Origin of the sequence: Microcoleus sp. B4-C1, assembly GCF_036705285.1 — a bacterium.
GTDB lineage: Bacteria > Cyanobacteriota > Cyanobacteriia > Cyanobacteriales > Microcoleaceae > Microcoleus.
In genome coordinates this window covers 1-21,983 of sequence record NZ_JAUBUC010000101.1, presented here as the reverse complement: position 1 = coordinate 21,983, position 21,983 = coordinate 1, and the positions used below count along the sequence as shown (strand labels likewise).

At 45.0% G+C, this 21,983-nt stretch carries 22 protein-coding genes and 1 pseudogene; 9 read left to right on the top strand and 14 right to left on the bottom strand.

The features are described from left to right. Both QUB26_RS27230 and QUB26_RS27225 read left to right on the top strand, forming a co-directional pair. The coding region (locus QUB26_RS27230; protein WP_333320472.1) for a GAF domain-containing sensor histidine kinase at positions 1-1,058 on the top strand (1,058 nt) is incomplete at its 5' end. Positions 1,059-1,233: 175 nt separating this feature from the next. Continuing rightward, positions 1,234-2,769, top strand: a complete 1,536-nt coding sequence (locus QUB26_RS27225; protein ID WP_333243117.1) for an ATP-binding protein — start codon at positions 1,234-1,236, stop codon at positions 2,767-2,769. Positions 2,770-2,934: 165 nt separating this feature from the next. Here QUB26_RS27225 and QUB26_RS32110 read toward each other — a convergent pair whose 3' ends face one another. Next, positions 2,935-3,039 carry a transposase gene (locus QUB26_RS32110; RefSeq protein ID WP_445299645.1) on the bottom strand — a complete coding sequence of 35 codons (105 nt, stop codon included), beginning with the start codon at positions 3,037-3,039 and terminating at the stop codon, positions 2,935-2,937. Positions 3,040-3,144: 105 nt separating this feature from the next. Between QUB26_RS32110 and QUB26_RS27220 the strand changes: the two are divergent. Further along, a pseudogene (locus tag QUB26_RS27220) lies at positions 3,145-3,379 on the top strand (hypothetical protein); the annotation flags it as partial. 14 nt (positions 3,380-3,393) lie between these two features. Here QUB26_RS27220 and QUB26_RS27215 read toward each other — a convergent pair. Together QUB26_RS27215 and QUB26_RS27210 are read right to left on the bottom strand one after the other, a co-directional pair. After that, complete coding sequence (locus QUB26_RS27215) at positions 3,394-4,086, bottom strand: hypothetical protein (protein WP_333243120.1); 693 nt, start codon at positions 4,084-4,086, stop codon at positions 3,394-3,396. 28 nt (positions 4,087-4,114) lie between these two features. After that, positions 4,115-5,506, bottom strand: coding sequence for a sensor histidine kinase (locus tag QUB26_RS27210; protein WP_333320470.1), 1,392 nt, complete (start codon positions 5,504-5,506; stop codon positions 4,115-4,117). Between the two features lie 115 nt (positions 5,507-5,621). Between QUB26_RS27210 and QUB26_RS27205 the strand changes: the two genes are divergently transcribed. Together QUB26_RS27205 and QUB26_RS27200 are read left to right on the top strand one after the other, a co-directional pair. Then, positions 5,622-5,789, top strand: coding sequence for a hypothetical protein (locus tag QUB26_RS27205; protein WP_333320468.1), 168 nt, complete (start codon positions 5,622-5,624; stop codon positions 5,787-5,789). Positions 5,790-5,895: 106 nt separating this feature from the next. Further along, positions 5,896-6,219: a DUF3155 domain-containing protein gene (locus QUB26_RS27200; RefSeq protein WP_333320467.1), complete on the top strand. Its 324-nt coding sequence runs from the start codon at positions 5,896-5,898 to the stop codon at positions 6,217-6,219. A 365-nt stretch (positions 6,220-6,584) separates the two neighbouring features. Here the strand turns inward: QUB26_RS27200 and QUB26_RS27195 are convergent, their stop codons facing one another. From QUB26_RS27195 to QUB26_RS27185, 3 genes are all read right to left on the bottom strand, one after another. Then, positions 6,585-7,118: a cofactor assembly of complex C subunit B gene (locus QUB26_RS27195; protein WP_333320465.1), complete on the bottom strand. Its 534-nt coding sequence runs from the start codon at positions 7,116-7,118 to the stop codon at positions 6,585-6,587. A gap of 323 nt (positions 7,119-7,441) precedes the next feature. After that, a complete protein-coding gene (locus QUB26_RS27190; RefSeq protein ID WP_333260603.1) occupies positions 7,442-7,834 on the bottom strand; it encodes a PadR family transcriptional regulator in 393 nt (130 codons plus the stop codon). Positions 7,835-8,178: 344 nt separating this feature from the next. Next, complete coding sequence (locus tag QUB26_RS27185) at positions 8,179-8,382, bottom strand: DUF751 family protein (RefSeq protein ID WP_190657763.1); 204 nt, start codon at positions 8,380-8,382, stop codon at positions 8,179-8,181. 739 nt (positions 8,383-9,121) lie between these two features. Here QUB26_RS27185 and QUB26_RS27180 point away from each other — a divergent pair. Then, positions 9,122-9,997 (top strand): DNA adenine methylase, encoded by an 876-nt coding sequence (locus tag QUB26_RS27180; protein ID WP_333320463.1) that lies wholly within the window; start codon positions 9,122-9,124, stop codon positions 9,995-9,997. A gap of 226 nt (positions 9,998-10,223) precedes the next feature. On the opposite strand, the gene QUB26_RS27175 is transcribed toward QUB26_RS27180, so the two are convergent. After that, entirely contained in the window at positions 10,224-10,706 is a 483-nt protein-coding gene (locus QUB26_RS27175; protein WP_333320460.1) for a PD-(D/E)XK nuclease superfamily protein, read from the bottom strand. Positions 10,707-10,733: 27 nt separating this feature from the next. After that, positions 10,734-11,669 carry a metallophosphoesterase gene (locus tag QUB26_RS27170; protein ID WP_333320458.1) on the bottom strand — a complete coding sequence of 312 codons (936 nt, stop codon included), beginning with the start codon at positions 11,667-11,669 and terminating at the stop codon, positions 10,734-10,736. 103 nt (positions 11,670-11,772) lie between these two features. Here QUB26_RS27170 and QUB26_RS27165 point away from each other — a divergent pair, with 103 nt between their 5' ends. Beyond that, a complete protein-coding gene (locus QUB26_RS27165) occupies positions 11,773-12,804 on the top strand; it encodes a hypothetical protein (RefSeq protein ID WP_333320456.1) in 1,032 nt (343 codons plus the stop codon). 183 nt (positions 12,805-12,987) lie between these two features. Further along, positions 12,988-13,728 (top strand): Uma2 family endonuclease, encoded by a 741-nt coding sequence (locus QUB26_RS27160; RefSeq protein ID WP_333320454.1) that lies wholly within the window; start codon positions 12,988-12,990, stop codon positions 13,726-13,728. A 110-nt stretch (positions 13,729-13,838) separates the two neighbouring features. Here the strand turns inward: QUB26_RS27160 and mrdA are convergent, their stop codons facing one another. Beyond that, positions 13,839-15,653, bottom strand: coding sequence for a penicillin-binding protein 2 (gene mrdA / locus QUB26_RS27155; RefSeq protein ID WP_333320452.1), 1,815 nt, complete (start codon positions 15,651-15,653; stop codon positions 13,839-13,841). 224 nt (positions 15,654-15,877) lie between these two features. Between mrdA and QUB26_RS27150 the strand changes: the two genes are divergently transcribed. After that, complete coding sequence (locus tag QUB26_RS27150) at positions 15,878-16,237, top strand: phage holin family protein (RefSeq protein WP_333320450.1); 360 nt, start codon at positions 15,878-15,880, stop codon at positions 16,235-16,237. 276 nt (positions 16,238-16,513) lie between these two features. Here the strand turns inward: QUB26_RS27150 and QUB26_RS27145 are convergent, their stop codons facing one another. The 5 genes from QUB26_RS27145 to QUB26_RS27125 form a co-directional block, all read right to left on the bottom strand. Beyond that, on the bottom strand, positions 16,514-17,212 hold the full coding sequence (locus QUB26_RS27145; RefSeq protein ID WP_445299644.1) for an N-acetylmannosamine-6-phosphate 2-epimerase: 699 nt from the start codon (positions 17,210-17,212) through the stop codon (positions 16,514-16,516). A gap of 124 nt (positions 17,213-17,336) precedes the next feature. Next, positions 17,337-19,883 carry an ATP-binding protein gene (locus tag QUB26_RS27140; protein WP_333320448.1) on the bottom strand — a complete coding sequence of 849 codons (2,547 nt, stop codon included), beginning with the start codon at positions 19,881-19,883 and terminating at the stop codon, positions 17,337-17,339. Between the two features lie 36 nt (positions 19,884-19,919). Beyond that, complete coding sequence (locus QUB26_RS27135; RefSeq protein WP_333320446.1) at positions 19,920-21,140, bottom strand: IS110 family transposase; 1,221 nt, start codon at positions 21,138-21,140, stop codon at positions 19,920-19,922. 274 nt (positions 21,141-21,414) lie between these two features. Further along, positions 21,415-21,714 (bottom strand): hypothetical protein, encoded by a 300-nt coding sequence (locus tag QUB26_RS27130; RefSeq protein ID WP_333320444.1) that lies wholly within the window; start codon positions 21,712-21,714, stop codon positions 21,415-21,417. Positions 21,715-21,797: 83 nt separating this feature from the next. Then, positions 21,798-21,983 (bottom strand): hypothetical protein (locus QUB26_RS27125; protein ID WP_333320441.1); only part of this gene is annotated, 186 nt, incomplete at its 5' end.

Here is a 21,983-nt window from a genome sequence, read left to right as displayed (position 1 = left end):
AATTTACCCGCGATCCTTATATTGCAGCCACTCAACCGAAATCTATTCTTTGTACTCCTCTGCTGCATCAAGGTAAGTTGACTGGCCTTCTTTATTTGGAAAATAACCTGACTGAAGGGGCTTTTACTACTGATCGCCTAGAATTGTTAAAACTTTTATCTGCCCAAATTGCTATTTCCATTGAAAATGCTCAGCTTTACAAAAATTTACAGGAGTTTAATCAAAACTTAGAGCAATTAGTGAGCGATCGGACTCAACAATTATCGAACACCCTAGAGGCTTTAAAAGCCACCCAAACACAGCTAGTCGAATCTGAAAAAATGGCATCTCTGGGAGGATTAGTTGCTGGTGTTGCCCATGAAATTAATACACCCATCGGAGTTGGTGTCACGGTTGCTTCAGCTTTGGCAGAAAATACCACAGAATTTGCATCTCTTTATAAAAGTGGCAAAATGAAGCGATCGGATTTAGAAGAATTTGTCGATATTGCTACCCAAAGCAGTAAAGCCCTTCTAATTAACCTAGAGCGGGCAGCAGCCTTAATTCAAAGCTTTAAGCAAGTAGCAGTCGATCGCTCTAGCGAAGAACGACGTACTTTCCAGATCAGACCTTATCTTGATGAAATTTTATTACAATTAAAACCAAAGTTGAAAAATAGCCCACATTCGCTTAAAATTAAGGGAGATAGCAAAATTGCTATAGATTCTTATCCAGGAGCCTTGTCCCAAGTTGTGACAAACTTGCTAATCAATTCTCTGATTCATGCCTACGAACCAGGGATTTCTGGGGAACTAATCTTTGCTTGGGAGCAAGAAGGTAATCGGCTAAGATTTGAATACGCCGATGAAGGTAAAGGTATTCCCCCAGAAAACTTAAGTAAAATTTTTGAGCCATTCTTTACCACTAAGCGTGGTCAAGGTGGCAGTGGGTTAGGGTTACATATTGTCTACAATTTAGTCACCCAAAAACTAAAAGGTGAAATTGAATGTCTAAGTGAGGTGGGAAGAGGCACCAAGTTTATTATTAAATTACCGATGCAAATTGATTCACCAATGTAGAGTTCTAATTCCGATTTCCTGGCCAAGATAACTAAGTAAGTCCACCTAATTAGAAGTAAAATAAGGATGACTGAAAAGGTTGCTGTGTAAATCTTCTCCCTTCTGCCTTTTGCTTAGCTTAACAGGTTTTCTAACTTCAAACCTACACATTAGTAAAAAATAAAGGTGTACAGCAATGAAAAGTGATTTTGACGATTTCTTAACTCAACCATCTCCAGAAACAGTATACTTTGCCGAAGTAATCGACTCGGATGACGAGATATTGTTTGCAGATGAAACCACAGAAGAAAAACTGAGTGAAAGCTGGAAAATTTTAGTTGTAGATGATGAGGCTCAAGTTCACACCGCTACCGAAATTTCACTCAGGAAGTTTGTCTTTGAGAATAAATCTTTAACCTTCATTAATGCTTACTCCGCTCGTGAAGCTAGACAGCTAATCCAAGAAAATCCTGATGTTGCCATCATCTTACTAGATGTAATTATGGAAACAGATGATGCTGGCTTAAACTTTGTTAAATATGTCCGAGAAGTTTTAGGCAATCAGTTAGTGCGAATTATTTTACGCACGGGTCAACCCGGACAAGTACCGGAAAAAAGCATTATTATCAATTACGATATTAATGACTATAAAACTAAAACTGAATTAACGACATCAAAGCTATACACTACGATCCTAACAGCTTTGAGAAGTTTTTCTCTGAGTCAGAGTTTGCAGGCTGAAATAGAGCGACGCGAACAAGTAGAGAAAGCACTCCGTCTCAGTGAAGAAAAAGAGCACCAAAAATCTGTTGCTTTAGATCATTTTGTCAAACAACTCCAAGAAACACAACTCCAGCTAGTTCAAAGTGAAAAAATGTCTAGTCTTGGTCAATTAGTTGCAGGTGTCGCTCATGAAATCAACAATCCGGTTAACTTTATTTACGGCAATCTGTCCCACGCCAACGACTATATTAAAGAACTCATTAATATGTTGAATCTTTACCAAAGGTATTACCCACAACCTGAAGCAGAAATTGTCCATGAAATAGAAGATGCAGAGTTGCCATTTATCATAGATGATTTACCAAAATTGCTTTCTTCCATGCAGTTAGGGATCGAACGCATTCGCAATATTGTTCACTCTCTACGCAATTTTTCTCGGTTGGATGAAACTGAAATTAAATCAGTAGATATCCACGAAGGCATTAATAGCACTTTGATGATCTTACAGCACCGACTAAAGGCTAAGTCCGATCGCCCTGCTATCAATGTGATAAAAGACTATGGCGTATTGCCGCTTGTGAACTGTTATGCCGGTCAGCTCAATCAGGTGTTTATGAACCTTTTAGCGAATGCTATAGATGCTTTAGAAGAGCGGCTAAGTAGAGAAGATGGTGCAGTTTTTCACCCCCAGATTTTGATTCGGACTGAAGTTGTACCCGGCAATTCGCCTGACAACATTAGCTCGGCTTCCCACATCCTGGTAACAATTTCTGATAATGGTGTGGGCATGACCGAAACAGTTCGTGCTAAACTTTTCACTCCCTTTTTTACTACTAAGCCCATAGGAAAAGGTACAGGCATGGGATTGTCCATCAGCAGAAAAATTCTGATAGAAAAACACTGCGGTCAATTGGAGTGTATTTCTACGCCAGAGCAGGGAACGCAGTTTATTATTGATCTGCCGACTATCTGTAGATCCACTAAGATCGCCACCGTAGCGGATGCCTAGAAAACTCATCGGGCTGAATTGATCGTATACCGGTTTTCAGTTGCATGAGAATAGGGTAATTGCTAATTCCTCATTAATCGGAATTCTGACAGAATTTTTTACCGCATCAAGTCCCTCCTTTTCTGGGGTGTGGACTTGATGCGGCTTTAGCCACATTCTTCTAACTTAATTGTGTTGGTTTTCAATATATTTTTTAACAATCTCTTCCGAGGCGTTACTAACTGTGTCGTAAAAATACAGTATATTCCATGTATATTTAGTACACTGCATTCCGTAGATAAGCCGAAAAAATGAAACTTTATGCGATCGAGTTTCGTAAAAAAATAGTTAAAGCCTATGAATCCGGTGCTACCTCAGTTAGGGCGCTGCTAAATTGTTGAGCGCGTAAATACAAGATTAACACATCCTGATAGCTCGTTTGACAGGAAAAACTTTTTGTTATTCTAAATCAGGCAACAAGTTGCTCAGACATTCCCTTCGATTATTAATTCACTCTCTAAAATTTGCTGAGCTTCCGATGCCATATCAAAATCAAAGAAATTATTTTGGTTTTACGCGATCGCCGGTGTTGCTTAGTGATACCCTAATTCAGCCAGGCCTTTTTTTGTAATATCATGGAGGAGATCAACGCTTTTCGCTTTGCTGGAAATGCCGCCAAACTTCATGATGACAGACGTACCAAAAATACAGGGCTAAATTCAGAAGAGCTAATAATTTAGTGCCATCTTCTAACATCGCGTGTACTCCTTGATTTCGCAAGTGTAAAGGATCCGCAAACCGCGAGATAGCCAACAATAGGAATGCTGCGACTAATGGCAGGTAAGGAGTGGTTTTGATGTATCGCCAAAACTTAACTCCGTAAAGGAAAACTGCACTACCATAACACAAATAAATTAATTTCTTAGATATTCCCAACCGAGAAATAATCAAAGTCATCCGAAACCTGTCATCTAGGAAAAAGACTCCCAGCAGTAAAGCACTAAAAAATAAGAATATCCCCGATCGACTCCGCGGCTCTTTTTGGCGCAGCACTCCGAAAGTAAATGCACAAATTGCGACTGGGGTGCACCATAGGACTTCGGAAACTCCGGTGAGAATGCCTTCGTAAGGGAACCAGAAATTAAAAGGATCGCTAAACAGGCGTTCAACTCCGTCTCCCTGGTTGTTGAGTTTGGCGTATATGCTCAGCGCGCACAAAATCAGAAGAGTCAGAATGTTAAAAGCAGCTAAAAACCGTACACGAAAAAAGTGTTTTTTGAAAACTTCTAAAGAAGTTGAAAACTTGGGAATTTGATTGAATAAAGGTAGATGCTTCATAAAAAAGGTCTCTAAGCAATAGAGTTCGTTAATTATTCACCGGCAGCCAAACCACAAATGTAGTGCCGCGATCGGTTGGATATAAATGAGTTTCCGCCGATGGCAGCCATTCAGGATTGACTGGGGAAAATACTTCTATTTCTCCTTGCATTTGGCGGACTAAATCGCGGGCGATCGCCAAACCCAATCCTGTACCCGGAATTTCTGTCTGCGCTTTTTCTCCCCGGTAGTGCCGCTCAAATAAATGCTCTAAATCCTGGGGAGGAATGCCGGAACCTGTGTCGCTGACGGCAACTGCTATGGCAGGCAATTGGCTGTATCCTGCCCGATCGCCATCCGCTGCTTTGTACCTGACTTTAATATAAATTTGGCGGCCGGCAGGGGTATATTTCAAAGCATTGTCAATTAAATTGCTCAAAACTTCGCGCAAAGCTCGATCGTTCGCTGAGACTGGCGGCAAATCCGCCTCCAAGTCGGCTACCAATTTCAGATGCCTTTCAGAGGCGATCGCCTCGGCGGAAATTAACAGCGGTTTTAAGACTTCTGTAACAAAACAGGATTCCTGCAAATTGGCCGCAGGTGACAGCGACAGAGGAGAATGCCGGATTGATTCCACATTGGAGATTGCTTTTTCTGAAGTGCCCGATCGCAGTTTTAGATGTGCTTCGCCGGTGTCAACAGTTCGATCGAACTGGCCGAGCAACTCTTGCAGCCGATCGCTCTCTCGGACAATACTAAAAGCCACATTGCGGTTTTTGTCTTCCGGTACCAGCCGCCGCGCTAACAACTTGCCAAAAGTTCGCAACGCTGTCAGCGGACTTTTGAACTGGTGCAGCAAATTGTGCATCGTGTCGTACACCTGAGCCTGGATTTGCCGACTCGTACCCAATTCCTGCTGCATCCACTGCGATCGCTGGTCTAAAATGCAGGCTAGGGCTAAGGTGCGAGCAATTTGTTGTATTTGAGCCTCCTCTCGCTCGTTCCAAGGCCTGTCTTGCCGACCGCTGACTAGGAGTCCCATTACAGCTCCCTCGTGTATCAGAGGCGTCACTATTTGCATCCGCTGCTGCCACACATTCTCTGGGCCTTGACACTGATGGGAACTGCGATCCTTACCCGGAAGTCGATCGGGTGCGATCGCCCCTACCCTTGATTCTTCCACAGGCACAACGGGCGGCGCCAGCAGTCGCGGCACTGGTTTCACTGTCGAGCTTTCGGGAGATTGCAACCTCAACCCCTGATTTTCTTCCGATTCGGCTGAGGTTTCTGGGTAAACCGCGATCGGCACCAACTTTGCTTCGCTGCCTTCTACGAGCTCTTGTGTCAGGTATACCGCGCTGAATTTCGCTCCCAGACTAACGGCGATCGCCACCTGCGAACGGCAAAGTTTGACAAATTCTGAACTCGCTGGCATTAACATGAGCGCCACATTAAGATATCTAACGGAATTCTAAGTAAATTACAAATGATCGGCGGTCGATTACTGATGAGATACTTCTCGATTTCAGATTTATTCCCTTTGATAGAAGGCAGCTATGTTGAAGGCATGGGGCTTTCATGAACCAAAATTGCCCCGCATCGCCGTCCGCGCAGCTTCCACCGATCCCCAAGCTGGGCTTTTGGCGGAACTTGCGGCCAGCCATACCACAACCGCTACACTTTTGTCGAGCGGCACGAATGTGAAGATTATGTCGATATATTAAAAACAGTTGATTTTTTGAGCTAGAACGGATATACTGGCCTCGGATTTGGTAGCTATCATTACAACCTGTCTGCTCATACTGTCTGCTCACAGAGGAGGTAAAGAAATTGGCCAGGAGACGCAAACGCAAGAGTCGCCGCCGACAAGAAGGACGCAGAATTTTAGAGTGTGTGCCTCAATATAGCATCGAGAGCGGCGAAGATAAACCCGTAACCGCGGCTCGCAAGTTCATCCATGCAGAAGGCATTGCTCCCCCAGCTTTGCTGTTAGTCAAGCGTAACGAGCATACCACTGACAGATACTTCTGGGCTGAAAAAGGTTTATTTGGAGCCCAATACGTAGAAGAGAACCATTTCTTGTTTCCCAGCTTAAAGGTGATGTTGGAAGCTACCACAGAAAAAATTCCTGTGGTGTCAGCGGTCCGCGCATAAATCAAAATGTTTAGCTCAAAACATTGACAGCAATGTTTTTCTAAGTCTTTTAACAAAAGCGCGAGAGTTCTCATTGTCGGGAGAGTGCCAACTGAAATTTATGCGAAAAGTCCTTAGAAATTAGGGTATAAGGAGCCATCGCAACAGGCTCGATCGCAGCCCAAGGGCGATCGCCACAATTGGCACTTTCACGATAATGGTTTTTTTTTGACTGTTTTGTCGATCAATTTGTCGATCGAACCAGTCGATCGAACAAGTGGATCAAAAAAACAGCCAACTCAAGATCCGCTCTTGAGTCATCAGTTTGTCTGCTCAAAGTCTAACTACGGCATCTAGCATATCAAAAAACGTTCCGCGTCAAACTTTTAATCGATCGGTTTCAAATCTAAAGCTTTTTGCATGGCTGCTAGTTCATCACGGTGAGCTCGGACAGTAACAAAGCTCTTGGTTTGGCTTCCCGACTCAGCAACTGATTCGAGTTTGAGCGAGACTTGCTCAGCTCGTCCAGCTTTTTTCCAGTAAAATACCCCCGCCAGCGGGGACAGCAGTACCAAAGCTAGGAAAATTTGGCCCTGCTGGGGAACTAGCATTCCCAAAACCAGTCCCAAGCACAGAGCGCCGCCTGCACTCAGCAGAGTTAGAAAAATAGCTAGAAACCAACTCGGCCGCACAAAACCCTCAAACGTGACTTTATAGTTGGGGGCATCGACGGCTGCAACTCGGTAAGCCCTCTGGGCAAAATACTGTTGTAGCTCGGTTAACAGTGACTCTTGGGCGCTCTCGGAAGCCAGCTTGACTTGTTCGATTCGATCTTTGACTGAAGCCTTGATGAAGAAAAACAAGCCAACAGCCAGGAGTAGCGTTAGCACAAATGTTGAAGGAAGAACCGCAGTATCCATCGGTAGAAGTTTGTGTAATTTAAATGATCTACTATTACTTTACAGAACTTAACATACGAAAGCGATCGAGGACTTACGCAGACACTTTGTTATCAAAATTCGCAGAAAGCTTCTTCTACAAGGCGTTTTGCTCTCCATCACCCAATTCCCATATCTCCCCATCATCCCTAATTCTCAAGTGACCGTGCGTAAGTCCTGACGTAGTGTAGCTGCTTTAATCGCTGTGCGGCGGGCGATCGAGCAAAGCGAAGGCTTCGGACAGGCAAATCGCTTTGCAAGTAGCGCCAGCATCTCCAGGGTTTAGGCATCCGATTCCAACTCGGCTAACCTGTGTGACCAGTTTCTAAGGCGTGGGCTCGACGCTCTGAAGCGCCGTTTCCCTGACCAATGTAATCGTGCCAGAGACGAGCAAGGTCTTGAGCTTGGTGCCGCCACTCAGCGAGGATTTGATACATCCGGCGGGGGCGGCCTCGTCCTTCTACTTTTTTCCAGTAACCGGTGATTACGCCTTCATCTTCGAGGAATTTCAGAGCGCTGTAGAGAACGGTATCAGAAAGTCGGTAGATGGGGAATTCCCTCTCTAGTTGGCCAATCAGTTCTGTACCGTAGGAATCTCCGCGCAATAACACGGAGAGAATGTAACACACAGCTAATTCCTTGTTTAGATAAACAGGAGGGGGGTCTTGAAAAAATTGATAGATATGTTCAAACTTCATCTGTCTTGTCCGCTGGAAACTCTCGTGATACCGTCAGGTTAACGGGAGAGGAAAGCGGGGCGGGGTGTGCCGCTTCCTAATGATTAAGTGGGACACCGGGGAAACAGAGGTGCAGTATTTCCCCAGTGAATGTTGATAGCCCCAAACGCTTGTCCTGCACTTCGGTAATGTTTGCCTGCAACTTGGTTGAGCAGCGCGGGCGTAACTAGCGCAATTTTTTTCCTCTTCCAATCTATCGCAGCGACTATTGTCAAGTGTGCGATCGCCTGCAAGAGTTGGCAGTTATTTTGGGAGTTAGTGTTTTAACTGAATTTGCAGTTAATGTTTGCGCTCAAGCGCAGGCTTTAAACCGAACTCAGGCCTAACATGGCGCGCAGTGTAAAAGTTAGAAAGACAAAAGTCGCTACAATCGAACTAATCAGGGCGATCGCAGTTGCCGGTCGATCGAGCAGGGGCTTGAGTCGCTCGAACAGGAAAAAGAAAATTCCCAGACATATCGTGATGAAAAAGCGCGGGTAGCGAGAGACGTTATTAATAAAATCTTGCATGAGCTTGGTGGGGTAAAGTGTCACAGCACGATCTTTGACTGGTAACACTTGTGAGCGAGTTAGACAATTTTGGCACAGCCGAAGCTAAATCTGCCGATCGGGCGATCGGGCATTTTTGCCGGCGAGGCTGACATATATAATTCTAACGAAAACTTTTCGCCGATGGCTCCGGCACTGTCTGTTTAATGCCACGCGACCTCCGGTAAGAACTTCAGAAGTATTTATATTGAGTTCTAGTTGTGATAAATATTATCAAAAATTTGGGTTTAAAACCCTGTCCTTCTAGGACAGCTTTAATTTCTTAAAACTTTTTTCAAAAAGTCCGATAAGTTCCGATATCTGGGGTATAGTATAAAAGTCAAGGTCAAATTCCTTTGCCCGAAGTGAAACAGGACATGAGACACACTTTTAGGCATAAACCGGGGGACGCAGAGCAGCGAAAACTCTTTAAACAGCTAGAGGCTGAATTCAGTAAGTCTTAAACCAGTCAAAACAAACTATTTTTAGGATTGTTAAGTAGGGTAGGGCATACCCAAACTCTAGATAAGTATTCTAGTACGCTTTTGGAGACAGACCCGCGCTTGGTGGCTGCGAATCAGGCTCGTTAATTGGTAGGATTCTACGGTTGAAAAGTCGGAGTATTGCCGAAAGGACGCAACACTTAAAGGTTAGTCGCTGAATTAAGAATCCCCGCACCTTGATAGTCGGGGAGTGTCAAAGGGCCGTTATTTCTAGATAAATGTCTGCTTCCGCACCTTCTTTCGTCTTGCCACGTCCGTTTCTGAAATGGGCAGGAGGCAAAACTAGGTTGATTGGACAATATCAACCTTATTTTCCTGAAAAGTTCACAACTTACTACGAGCCTTTTTTGGGTGGCGGAGCTGTATTTTTTTACTTAGCACAGCAGCACCCTGGTTTGCAAGCTATTTTAACAGATATTAATCCTGAATTGATTAATGCTTATCGCTGTGTCAGGGATAAAGTTGAGGAACTGATTCTACTTTTAGAGGAGCATCAGTTAGAACATACCAAGGACAATAAAAATTATTATTACTGGGTGCGATCGCGCTCCTACAAAACAGATATAGAAAAAGCAGCACGCCTGATTTACCTAAATAAAACTTGTTACAACGGCCTCTACAGAGAAAACTCAAAAGGTGAATTTAATGTTCCCATAGGTCGATACAAAAATCCTAACATTTGTCAAGCAGATTTATTGCGATCGGTTTCCTCTTTACTCGCGCCCGCTCAAATTGAAGTCAGAAAATTCGAGGAAATTTTGGATTTTGCTACCAGCAGTGAAGACTTTGTTTATTTTGACCCGCCTTATTATCCAATCAGTGCCACCAGTAACTTTACGACTTACAGCCGGGATAATTTCAAAGAATCGGAACAGCTTAAACTGAGAGATATTTTTGCAGAAATTGCAGAACGGGGCGTGAAAGTTATGCTGTCTAATTCAAACTGCGATTTTATCGAAAAAATCTACAGCGATACTCAAATTTTCCCAAATCAATCTCTGCCAAAACTCATTGAAATATCAGCATCTAGGGGCATTAATTCTAATAGTTTTAAGCGCGGCAAAATCAAAGAAGTATTAATACGTTTATTTTAAATCTTCCTTAAGGAAAGTCTCTAATTAAGGAATGAGAATTAAATAACTTAGAATGCGTGATGGTTCTTGTGGGATGGGCGTCCCGCCCGTCCAGAAAGGATGGGCTATAAGCCCAACCCCTACTTCCCACTTTCAAGAGTGTAAATTATTTAATTCGCACTCCTAAGCATATTTTGTAGGAGCAATACGTAGTTTCCCCACACGAGGCAAAGTTCCATAATTCCTGTTACAGATATTTGTTAGCCCAGGTAATAAAACCTTCGAGCTTGTGAACTGCCAACAGATTGTCATTGTCAGGAATTTGTTTTTTAAACCAGTCGATCGAACCTTGTCTCATACCATCACCACCCACTATAACAATAGTAGGAACCCCATAACAATTTTTAATATTTAAATTGAGGTAAGGATACTTTTCATCTACTGAACCTTTGTCTTCTTGCCATTTGCACTCAACAATTAGACCCAGAGGAAACAAAGCGGAATTAACAATGTAAAAATCGACATTTATTTCACTTTCATAAATGCTAGACCCGATATAAACCTGTTTAGCATATCGCTTGGGATTTTCAGTAGAGATTAAGAGCCAATCTCGCTTGCGCTTTTTCGGCAACTGGGGGCATATTTCGAGATATCCGTGGCCTCTCAACGTACCTTCTACAGTTGTTTCTAAAACAAAACCAGTTTTATTGGCTCTACAACCCCTATTCATTTTGTCTTCTCCTGAATATAATTTGAATTAAGCCGATCGCACTTCGATCACTCCCCTATCAAAAACCCGTTTGTCAGTACCAATAGAACTGACAAACATCCGGTCATCATAGACATCAAACGTCGCAAAACTCAGGCGGCTAGCAGAATACTCCGTCCACTCAGAACGCCCCACCGGACGAGTGCCCCCGCCGGCACCGCAAATTAAATAAGTCGTACCGTTAATCGAGCGAGTGCGTTCGTAACTGTGCTCGTGTCCGTTGATATAAAGCTGCACGCCGTACTTTTGAAACAAAGGCGCCAAAGTCTTAATAAAAGATTGATTCAATCCGTACACCCCAGAGGAATAAATCTGGTGGTGGCCGAACACAACTTTCCAAGGTGCGGTGCTCTGACTCAACTCTTTTTCCAGCCAAACAAGCTGATTTTCCCAGTCAGCATTGTGATTTGTATCTAAAGCAAAAAACTGTACGGGATCGCGGCGAAAAGTATAGTAGCGACCTTGCATATTAAAACCCGCATATTTAACTTGCGGATCGCCGTTAGCAGTGCGGATGTCGTGATTTCCCAGACAAGCATAAAATTTTACGCCTTGCTGCAATAATGGCTGATAAGGCCGCTCGAAAACAGCATTAATTTTTTCAATTTCGCCGTTATTGTAGATATTATCGCCGGCGAGAACAGCAACATTAAAAGGGTTGCCGCGGTGATATTGGGCCATCGCCTCAGCCACAGCATACTGACCTTCAGCGCCCGTACCGGTGTCGGCAACCGAAATAAAGCGTAAAATAGGCGGTGAGGCCGGCAAAGGGACGATCGCCCTTTGGGCCTCAACGTTAGAAGCCACAGCAGCATCGGTGTCTGTATCCCAGGCAGTCCGAAGCTGAAACATTTTCCAGACTCCGGCAAAACCAAAGCTGCTGAGACTGCCTAAAAGTAGAAAGTGACGGCGTTTGATGCTCATTTTGATTCCGTTACAACTAAGTTAAATGATAAATTAAGGTTGAGATGGCTCAACTAAAATTTATCGCTTTTAAATATATTTGGAACGCCCGAAGGCAGAAAAAATGTCAGAAGAACAACTAAACCAGTCAACTCCAGAACCCTCTCAATCTCCGACACCGCAGGTTGATTCGGCTGCAAAGTCTGCCCCCACTGGCAGCAAAACTCAAAATGCCAGCAGCGCGGTTCCCAAAAATCAGAGAATCAAAACTTTGATGGCATCGATTGGGAATTTGGGAAAAAAAGGGAAAAAATTACCAGCCGAACCGCCGTTGCAGACCCAAAAGCCGATCGCGCCCACCGCTTCTGACTCAGCAACAGTAACTCCTCCCGCTGTTGCTGCAGAAGTTAACAGCGTGCCGCCAAAAGTTGCTGTAAAAGTTGATAAAAAGCCTGTATCCCAACGCAGGGAAGGGAGTTTTTTACAGAACGTCGGTATACTTTGGCAAAGTATTGTGCGGCTAGTGCGATCGCTACTGCCACCATCTACGAACCAGAAGCTGTCCGATCCAATTTTAAACGCCGCTATAGCAGCAATTCTGATCGTTGCAGTCGGTTTAACTTTCAACAGTTTCTCAGCAAAACCGCCGGAGAAAGTAGCAAAAGTGCCTCTGCCAGCAGCGCCGCAATCGCCGCCAACCTTTGATGATTTTATGGCATCGGGAACGCCGCAATCGCCAGAGGCGATCGTACCATCTGAGCCAATCTCTACTAAATTCAAAAGCAAGTTGCCCGATTTAGTGGCTCCAGAAAAACCCCAACCAGTAGAACTTATCCCACCGCCGCCGCTGACGCCCGAACAGTCTCTGATTGCTGCGATTCAAAATCAAGTTACTGAGATTAAGGATCGACTGGGTGGCGGTTTAGTTGAGTCTGTTCAAGCTAATTTTTCCAGCAGCATTTTGACTGTGAAAGTCGCTGAAGATTGGTACAAACTCAGCGCAGTCGAGCAAAATCAACTAGCAACTAAAATGTGGAAGGAGGCTAACTCGCTCGATTTTAGTAAGTTAGAAATTGCGAATATGGAAGGCAAGTTAATAGCTAGAAGTCCAGTTGTTGGTTCGGAAATGATTATTTTAGACAGAGGGATTAATTAAAATTTAAATAGTCTGTATCTGTACACCATCTTACCAGCCTTACAGTCCAGGACGCAGAACCTAATTATGTAGCGTGCTCCCTGCGTACCTTATGGCTGTTGATTTTTTTGAGGAATCTCGAACTTTTCCCAACTCCGACAGAATGCTACCATTAAATTAATTAAGTTTGAGGAAAATTGAAAAATGACAATTTTAACTCAAGTCGAACAAGTAGAAATTGAATATCCCAGCAGCGACGGAGAGCCGATGGCTGAAAGCGACATCACGCGCGATTACATGACTTACAGTGTAGAAGCTGTCAAGCTTTATTTTCAAGAACGTTCTGATGTTTACGTGTCAGCTAATTCTTTCATTTATTATGAACAAGGGAACAACCAAGCGGTTGTTGCTCCGGATATTTATGTGGTGTTTGGAGTGGCTAACCGCAAAAGGGATAATTATAAAGTTTGGGAAGAAGGGGGAATTACTCCAGATTTTGTCCTAGAAATTACTTCCGAAACAACTCAGACGAAAGACCAAGAAACTAAACCGGAAATTTATCGGGCTTTGGGAGTTAGGGAATATTTTCAGTACGATCCGTCGGGAGATTTCCTAAATCCGATTTTACAGGGAGTACGTTTGATAAACAATCAGTACGAGCCGATTGCAGCCAACAATATCGCTTTCGATACGCTGTGGTTGTTCAGTGAAGTGCTGGGACTGGAATTGCATCTAATTTCAGGAGAATTGAGGTTTAGAGTTCCTGAAACGGGTGAGTTTTTGAAGACTCACAAGGAAGAAAACCTGGGACGACTGGCAGCGGAGTCAGCTTTGCGCGAGCTCGTAACTCAACTCTTAAATTCTGGAATGAGTCTGGAACAGGTGGCGCAAATGATGAATTTATCGACCGTGGAAGTGAGACGGTTGGTAGGGGAAAACTTTTGATCGATCGCACTTTTCCAAGATATCAAGAATAGTGCGATCGAAGTATTGGACAAAATGTCAACAGTCAACAGTCAACAGTCAACAGTCAGCAGTAAACTATTAACTAATGACTATAGAGGCTTATTAGTAGGTTTAAAACCCTGCTTTTGAAAATAGGTTCGGAATACCTCTTGAGCAATTGGTGCCGCCGATACAGAACCAAATCCGCCGCCTTCAACTATAACTGCGATCGCAACTTCCGGTTTGTCAGCAGGAGCAAAACCCACATACATAGAATTGTCAGGATGACCGGGCATTTCCACCGTTCCAGTTTTGCCCGCACTTAACGGAATTGTACCATCATTCATGCGTCTGCCAGTACCTTTTTTCACCACGTCAATCAATCCCTGGCGAACAACATTCAAAGTTGCAGGCTTAATACCTGTGGGAACTTTTTTGGTAATAGGAGTGTTGGTTTGAGAAGCCAACAAATGCGGCTGAACTCGATAACCGCCATTAGCAACAGTTGACACCATCACAGCCAATTCGAGGGGAGTACAAAGTACCAAACCTTGACCGATCGACATTGTTACCGTATCCCCAACATACCAATCTTCCCCATACATTTTCTGTTTCTCTGCTGGTACCGGAACTTGACCGTGATTGGCGGATTCCAACCCCAAAAGGTCTAAATTAATAGTACCGCCAATGCCCATTTTTTTAGCTGCTTTCGCCATTTCTTCGGGGCCAGCAGCCATACCTACTTGATAGAAAAACGTATTGCTGCTGTAGGCTAAAGCGTCGCGGAAACCGATAACGCCGTAACCGCCGCTGTGTTCGTTAAAAGAAATTCCGCCGATCGTAATTGAAGAAGAAGTGGCCACAGTCGAGTCAGGAGAAAACTTGCCCGACTCCATCCCCGCTATAGCAGTGACAATTTTAAAAGTGCTACCGACTGGATAACCTTGAACGGCTCGATTTAAAAACGGTTTTTCTGGCCCTTGCAGCCGCTCCCATTCTGTTTGAGTCACCTTGCGGGTGAAAATATTGGGGTCAAATGTCGGCCAACTAGCCATTGTTAAAAGAGCTCCGGTTTTTACGTCGATCGCCACAACTGCACCCAGGCGATCGCCCAAAGCTTTTTCTGCAGTTTTCTGCATATCTAAATCTAAAGTTAGCTGCACCGGTTTGCCGGGAATAGGGTCTTTTACACCTAAATCTTGGATTTCCTCGCCCTTAGCATTCACCTCGATTAAACGGTTTCCCCAAACGCCCTCTAAAGTTGAATTGGCTAATTTTTCCACTCCCATTTGACCCACGAGCATCCCCATCGGATATACAGGGTTAGCTTTTAATTGCTCTAAACTAGCTTCGCCGACGTACCCCAAAAGGTGAGCTGCTAATTGCTGGTGGGGATTGTCTCGGCTCGATTCTACGCGAATTTCAACTCCCCGCAAAGTATTAGCTTGTTCTCCCAAAGCGACGAAAGTACCGACATCGATATCCTTACTAATTCGCACTGGCAGGGCCGATCTGTAGCCAGCGGCATCGATTTTTTTGACAATTTCGGCTGCCGGAAGTTTGACGATCGGGCCCAGTGTAGCGGCGATCTCTTGCCACTCTTTGGCCGATCGCTCTTTTGGCCACACATAGACCGATCGAGATACGCGGCTGGCCGCAAAAATTTTGCCGTTGCGGTCTAAAATTTGACCGCGAGTCGCTGGGACTGAAACAGGGCGAATGCGGTTATTTTCCGCCCGTTGTCGGTTGTAGGCTCCCTGTACCAGTTGCAATTCGGCTAGACGAAATATTGGTAGCGCCATCAAGGTAGTGACGAGCAGCATAAAAATCATAACTTGGAGCGATCGGCTGCGTTGCCGTGAAGCATTGTCCAAGCCATTTTTGTCGAATCGGATTTTAGAGTTAAAAGAAAAATCGCCAGCCATATTAATTAATCTGCTCTTTTTATTCAACTAACAGGTTGATACGGTCCCCATCCGGATGATTGGGCAGATGATTACAGGGATTATAACTCCTAACTCTTTAGTAACAGACATAAATTCTGTCGATTGGCAGACGAATCAGCCGGATTGTTTAATTAAGGTATATAAGGTATATGTTAAATATCAGGTTTTTCTGACAATTCAACTGTTAAGGAGGTAGGGGCGCTGTGGAACCGATCGATTTTTTGATTGCTTGGCTGGTCACGGGCAGCAGCTTGCTGCTAATTTCTCAACTCCCGATCGGCGTAGAAATTGACAGCACACCGAAAGCAGTAATTTCCGCTGCGGTTTTGGGAATGTTGAATGTTTTAATTTTGCCAATTCTGAAAGCAGTTTTTTTCGTGCCGAACCTACTGACGCTGGGATTGCTTTCCGGCGCGTTTGCTTTTGTAATGAATGTGATAGTTTTTGCCTCGGCTGCGAAGCTAGTTGAAGGATTTAGTTTGCGGATGGGCCTTTGGAGCGCGGTAGTGGGGGCGATCGCCTTGGCTGTAGTTAGCAGCTTTATCAATGGCGCACTGATTTAGCAACTTCCCCTGATAAAGGGCGATAGAAATCGCCCGATATTTCCCACCCTTAGCTGGCGCGTTTCGTTTCTCTACAAGCGATTTCTATCGCCGAATTTTTCTTCTCCCTTCTTCCTTCAATCCGTTACATCCGTTACATCCGTTAAACAATGCGTTGCCGAACTTCCTTCAATCCGTTACATCCGTTACATCCGTTACATCCGTTAAACAATCCGTTGCCGAACTTCCTTCAATCCGTTACATCCGTTACATCCGTTAAACAATGCGTTGCCGAACTTACTTCCCCATCAGCGACTTATAGGCTGTCACCTTAAGATCAATCCCAGTAATATCTGTCCCCACCACAACAGCCACCGCTCCTAAATCCAAGGCTTTTTTAGCCATTTCCGGCCCCGATATCCCGCCTTCGCAGATAATGGGAACCTTAAGCTTTTCTACCATTTCCGCAAGCAAATCAAATCCCGGCGGCGAGAAATGTTCCGTCTGGGCAGTATAGCCAAAAAGAGTAGTTGCTACAGTATCTGCACCAGCTTCGGTTGCCGCGATCGCAGCTTCTATTGTATCTATATCCGCCATCACTAATTTGCCCAATTCACTGTGAATTCGCCCGATTAATGTCTTTAAGTCTTCGCCACCAGCAGGACGGTTTCTCAGAGTAGCATCAACGGCGATAATATCGGCTCCCGAAGTAGCGATCGCCCGCGCGTCTTCAAACCGAGGAGTAATATAAATCTCGCATCCCGGCAATTGCTGCTTCCAAATCCCAATTATGGGAGCGGATATCTGTTTTCGCACCGCCCCAATGTGAGCCGGAGTGTCAATCCGCACGCCCGATGCACCTCGATTGATGGCGGTTCGAGCCATTGCCGCAATTACGATCGGATCGTGCAGCGGCGAATCAGCAGGTGCTTGACAAGAAACAATTAATCCTGTAGGAATTTGACAATTAATCATGGGGAAGGGGGAATGGGGCATTGGGCATTGGGAATTACAAATTATACCAGTTCAAAAAAAGAATGTAACTGTAGACCATATCCCAACCCATATCCAATGAGTCATTCCCAAATCTAAAATCTAAAATCTAAAATCTAAAATTGTATTACCCATTACCAATTCCAGCCATTAAAGAAATAATTTTGTCCAGCAATTGCTCAGGATGAATCGGTTTAGCCAAACAATCGTTAGCTCCCGCCGTCACAAAAGATATCTGATCGGGCGGAATTTCATTAGCGCTTAAAGCCAGAATCTTGATATTTTCAGTAGCGGGTTTTTCGCGCAGTTGGTGAATTATTTCGCAGCCATTCATACCGGGCAAACGCATATCGACAATCACAGCATTCGGCTGCAAAAGTTCAATTTGTTCCACCGCCGCTGAACCTTCAATCATCCACACCACTTGCAGTCCTGCTGCTGTCAGGATATCGCAAATCAGCATGGCAGTTTCTTCATCTTCTTCCACGAGTACGAGGCTACCGCGCGAGGAATAATGCAGCGGTAAAGATGAATTAGATTTTTCATAGGTTAATTTTGTGGATTCATCTTTGGTTAGAGTTTGGATGGGTATAAAAACGGTAAAAGTAGAGCCGACATCAACTTGAGATTTGACTTCGATCGCACCGCCGTGAAGCTCTACTAACTGTTTAGTTAAGGCTAATCCCAGACCGGTGCCGCCGTATTCGCGGCGGTAGGGGGAATCCAACTGCTGGAATTTTTGAAACAACAGCGATCGCTGATTTTCGGGAATTCCAATGCCGGTATCTTTGATTTGAAAAACAGCGGTACTGCCAGCAGGTGCAGTACCAGGTTGTCGCACTGCCGGGGTTCGATTTTTATCTTCTGTCACCCAAACTCGCAGAATAACTCGCCCGCCTTCGGGAGTAAATTTAATCGCATTTCCTAAAAGATTGAAGAGAATTTGTCTCACGCGGCGCGGGTCTGCGATGAAGCGATCGCACTCTTGTTTTATCCGCTGTTCTTGCACCAGTTCCACGCCTTTAGCCGCCGCTTTTTCTTTGAGAGCGTGCAGGCTCTGAGAAGCTAATTTAGAAAGTGAAAATTCACTAATTTTTAATATTGCTTTTCCCGCTTCTACTTGCGATAAATCTAAAATATCGTTAATTAATTCTAATAAATGGTCGCCGCTGTCTCGGATAGTTTGCAGGTACTGTCGCTGCTTTTGCACTGGCACTTCTTTACTGCCAACTTTGCCGTAAGACCACCGCAGCAGCGTGTCAGAAATGCCGATGACGCAAGTCAGAGGAGTCCGCAATTCGTGGCTCATAGCTGCCAAAAATTCGCTCTTGGCGAGGCTGGCAGACTGGGCTGCAACCAGTGCATCGCGCAGTTCTCGCGTGCGCTCTATTACGCGCTGTTCTGAGGTGCGCTTTTGCTGCTGGACTTGTGCATAAAGTTCGGCTTGGTAAATGGCGATTGCCAAATGTTCTGCTATTTGTCGCAAAAATGTTTTTTTGCTTTCTTCCCACTCGCGAAAAGTACACTGGTGGGCAATTAGCAGCCCCCACAAGTCGTCTTGAACTACGATCGGCACTAGCAACTTTGCCCGCACCTTCGCCCGCCGCATCAACTCTAAAAAACAAGGCTGCGAAGAGTAACTTGTTTCCACATCCGCGACGCACAAAGCCAAACCTTTGCGATATTTTTCTCGGTCAAGGACTCCATTGGTAAAACACTGCGCGTCTTCACTAAAATTCAGTACAGACGAGATAGTATCGTTAGCTAAAGCTTCGTAAGTTACACGACCTAAATACAAGTAAGACCCGGAATTTGCTATGATTTCGCCACACCCAGAAACTGCCGCAGGATTTTCTTTAGCTAACTCGGCCTTGTGCGGCGCTGGCACTTTTTCAAATTGATAAATTAACAGGCGATCAACCTCCAAAAACTCTCGCACTTGCTCGACTGCTTTTGACAAAATTACAGGCAATTCCAAACTCTGGCGGATTTGAGTTGTCACCTGATTCAAAAGTCGCTCTTGTTCAAGCTGTTGCTGCAAAGCATCTTCTACTGGCTGACAAAATGAAATGCAGGGACTGGCAATTTGTAATTGATTGACGGCTTCGGCAATCTGGCTTTGTAGCGTTTCTGGATCTATAATTTTGGGCGCTGATTTTCCCTCTATTTCTGTTTGGCTGTGTAGGGGCAGGCGATTATTTTGGCTGGCCTTAGCAGCTAGAATATCCAGCAAATTTAGGGTGAATTCGCTTTGAAGAACGGCCGAGTTGGGCTGTATATTTTTAATTGCTTGTTTGATGGCGCGAATGTCAATTTTCCACGGGGGTGCGGGCTTTATTTCTGCGAGTTTGTCTGCGAGGGTAGACAGGAAATTGGCGATCGCCCCGGGGTCGAAAGTCAACTGCACATTCAATTGCGAATTGAGATTTTTTTCGCTGTGCTTGTGTCCGTTTTTTGCGAACTCATCTAATAGATTGCCCCGCAGCAGCGCGCTAAAATGCTCTGATACTACTGCTGCAAACCTTTCCGACGAATTTTCCAGATTTTGAGAATCAGCGATCGCATCGTCGGTCAGCCAAATCGCCCCTGGGATTTCAGCCATTTGCTGTAACAACTGGTAAGCAGCCTCAAAGGTTGCTAGCGGCAAAGTCCGATTTAAGGTTTTTGGTTTCACTCTAGTAATTATTCCTGCTGGATTTTAGATTTTAGATTATAGATTTTGGGAGTGAACAAGCTCGCGCACCAGTTCTTTGAATAACAGCTTAACCGCTTTAGCTGCCACGCGTGATCGCACCAACCGCACCGGTCGGCCGCTGGCTTTTTCCTCGTCCATAATCTCGCCGAGCCGATCGCCGATGTCGTTACCCATGCGAGCGCGTTTTACCTCGACTCTGGTAAAAATCCACTGCCAAAGAGCACGGCGGCATAAATCCGAACCGCCAACAACTTTAGATTTTTGCAAGTCGCCGCTTGATTCTTGCGACGGCGCGTATCCCAAAGCCTTGCAAAACCTGCGAAGTGACAAGTGCCGCTTTGTCGGTTTGCCCGATCGCCTTCCCTTGCGAATTTTGATATCGGGTTTGCCGTCGGCGGCGAGGTAATTTTCAAAGGGGAAAATTTGACTAAGTAACAAAGCTTCAACGCGGCGGCCAAAACCAAACCGAGCAAATACTTTACGGTACGGCAAGAACTGCGGTTCGCTCACAAGTTTGGAAAGCTCAAAATCGAGTACCATTTCTTCCCGCTGCAAGTCACAGATGCGGGCGGCGTGTTTCCTCAGTTCGTCAGTGATGCCAAGGCCGATAGACTTTTCCAGTAGTAGATCGTATTTGACAGACTGCCGCTCGCCGCAGAGCCAACCCCACAACAGAGGCACTTTTTCACCAGACCGCAGGGATTTAATCAGCGCCGCTTCTGGGAATTGCCATGCTAAATCTTGCCGCGCTCGATTAATGATGGGGCTTTGCACCCGATTGAGATGCGCGAGCCGGAGCACTAGCCGGCGAATTTGTACGATTGTGCGATCGCGCGTTTGGACAAATCGGCGCGGTGTGTCGATGTAATCCCAGCCATAAATTGCAAGGGCAAGCGCGTCGGCGTCGTCGTCTTTGTCTGGCAGTCCAAGGTGATGCTCCCGAAAACTTCTTAACTCCTTATGCCCGACTAGCCGCACTTCTACCCCCGCCCGTGCCAATTGCGTACCCCAGAGGATTTGGTAGTTAATCCCTGTCGGTTCCATTATTGCGATCGTGTTTTCCCGATCCAATTCCGATCCAATTAGTGCAAGTAATTCATTAATCCCGTGGGCGGTAGCAGCAAATTTGTGGAAATTGTAGCGGTAATAAAACTCGCGAGGTTCGTCAATTTTTTCTGATATTAAGCAGCACGAAACCGAGGCTTTGCTAATATCCAAGCCAATAATTTGGGTCATTCCATTTTTGAGGGTGAGGTTTCCAAATCTCGCAGCAGCAGCTTATGAATCACCCAAAGGCCACATGAGCCTACTTCACTCTTAAAGCTTCTAAGTGCGCGAGATAACAATTAATCAGGCAGCGACCGAGCTTGTGAAACCAAAAAAGCCGTGACAGCTTGTTTCAATCTGAAAGCCCTAAATCGCGCCTTTTTTAATTGGCGATCGGGTTGGAATCGATCCGCGACTCCCCCTTAATAAGGGGAGTTTCGGCCGCTGAGTCAGGCGGCGCTCGTCAGGCGGTTGTGGTGATGGAGTTTGTTGCTACCAGGGCGATGTAGGCGTAGAGGTAGTCAATGTTTTGAGTTAAAACTGCTGCAAATTCATCTGTTGAGTAAAGATTTAACAGGTAGTTTGCAGCGTTGACATATTTACTTAGGCAGCGGTCGGGAGGTTGCTTTCGCAACAGTCCTCTGGCTTTTGCTTCTCTGATTGTGATAAATACTTCCTGTGTTTCGGCATCGCTAAAGTTGTCGAATCGTTCTTTTGCCGATTTGATTAGCTCGGTGATGTGGTGCTTGTTTTTGGTTGGCATGATAAATTGATAGATGCGAATAGAGGACAGTTAGCCAAGACAGCTCCTTAAAACGGTCAAGATTGCAACTTGACCGTTTTTCCTTAATTCATTTCTTTAAAGACGTAATGATATTTGGGTTGATGCTTGTTTTTTGCTTTTTCACCCAAAGGTATCATTACGTCTTCAATAAATTGTTCGATTTCCGATTCCTCGACTGGTTCCTGATGGATTGACGCTTGCACGGCTATGTCGTAGGCTAATTGCTGGGGGGATTGCCCCGTAATTTT

Excerpts from the sequence above, each read along its gene's own strand:
- QUB26_RS27225 (WP_333243117.1), top strand. The coding sequence starts at position 1,234 with ATGAAAAGTGATTTTGACGATTTCTTAACTCAACCATCTCCAGAAACA.
- QUB26_RS32110 (WP_445299645.1), bottom strand. The coding sequence starts at position 3,039 with ATGCAGTGTACTAAATATACATGGAATATACTGTATTTTTACGACACA.
- QUB26_RS27215 (WP_333243120.1), bottom strand. The coding sequence starts at position 4,086 with ATGAAGCATCTACCTTTATTCAATCAAATTCCCAAGTTTTCAACTTCT.
- QUB26_RS27210 (WP_333320470.1), bottom strand. The coding sequence starts at position 5,506 with ATGTTAATGCCAGCGAGTTCAGAATTTGTCAAACTTTGCCGTTCGCAG.
- QUB26_RS27205 (WP_333320468.1), top strand. The coding sequence starts at position 5,622 with ATGTTGAAGGCATGGGGCTTTCATGAACCAAAATTGCCCCGCATCGCC.
- QUB26_RS27195 (WP_333320465.1), bottom strand. The coding sequence starts at position 7,118 with ATGGATACTGCGGTTCTTCCTTCAACATTTGTGCTAACGCTACTCCTG.
- QUB26_RS27190 (WP_333260603.1), bottom strand. The coding sequence starts at position 7,834 with ATGAAGTTTGAACATATCTATCAATTTTTTCAAGACCCCCCTCCTGTT.
- QUB26_RS27185 (WP_190657763.1), bottom strand. The coding sequence starts at position 8,382 with ATGCAAGATTTTATTAATAACGTCTCTCGCTACCCGCGCTTTTTCATC.
- QUB26_RS27180 (WP_333320463.1), top strand. The coding sequence starts at position 9,122 with ATGTCTGCTTCCGCACCTTCTTTCGTCTTGCCACGTCCGTTTCTGAAA.
- QUB26_RS27175 (WP_333320460.1), bottom strand. The coding sequence starts at position 10,706 with ATGAATAGGGGTTGTAGAGCCAATAAAACTGGTTTTGTTTTAGAAACA.
- QUB26_RS27170 (WP_333320458.1), bottom strand. The coding sequence starts at position 11,669 with ATGAGCATCAAACGCCGTCACTTTCTACTTTTAGGCAGTCTCAGCAGC.
- QUB26_RS27165 (WP_333320456.1), top strand. The coding sequence starts at position 11,773 with ATGTCAGAAGAACAACTAAACCAGTCAACTCCAGAACCCTCTCAATCT.
- QUB26_RS27160 (WP_333320454.1), top strand. The coding sequence starts at position 12,988 with ATGACAATTTTAACTCAAGTCGAACAAGTAGAAATTGAATATCCCAGC.
- mrdA (WP_333320452.1), bottom strand. The coding sequence starts at position 15,653 with ATGGCTGGCGATTTTTCTTTTAACTCTAAAATCCGATTCGACAAAAAT.
- QUB26_RS27145 (WP_445299644.1), bottom strand. The coding sequence starts at position 17,212 with ATGCCCCATTCCCCCTTCCCCATGATTAATTGTCAAATTCCTACAGGA.
- QUB26_RS27135 (WP_333320446.1), bottom strand. The coding sequence starts at position 21,140 with ATGACCCAAATTATTGGCTTGGATATTAGCAAAGCCTCGGTTTCGTGC.
- QUB26_RS27130 (WP_333320444.1), bottom strand. The coding sequence starts at position 21,714 with ATGCCAACCAAAAACAAGCACCACATCACCGAGCTAATCAAATCGGCA.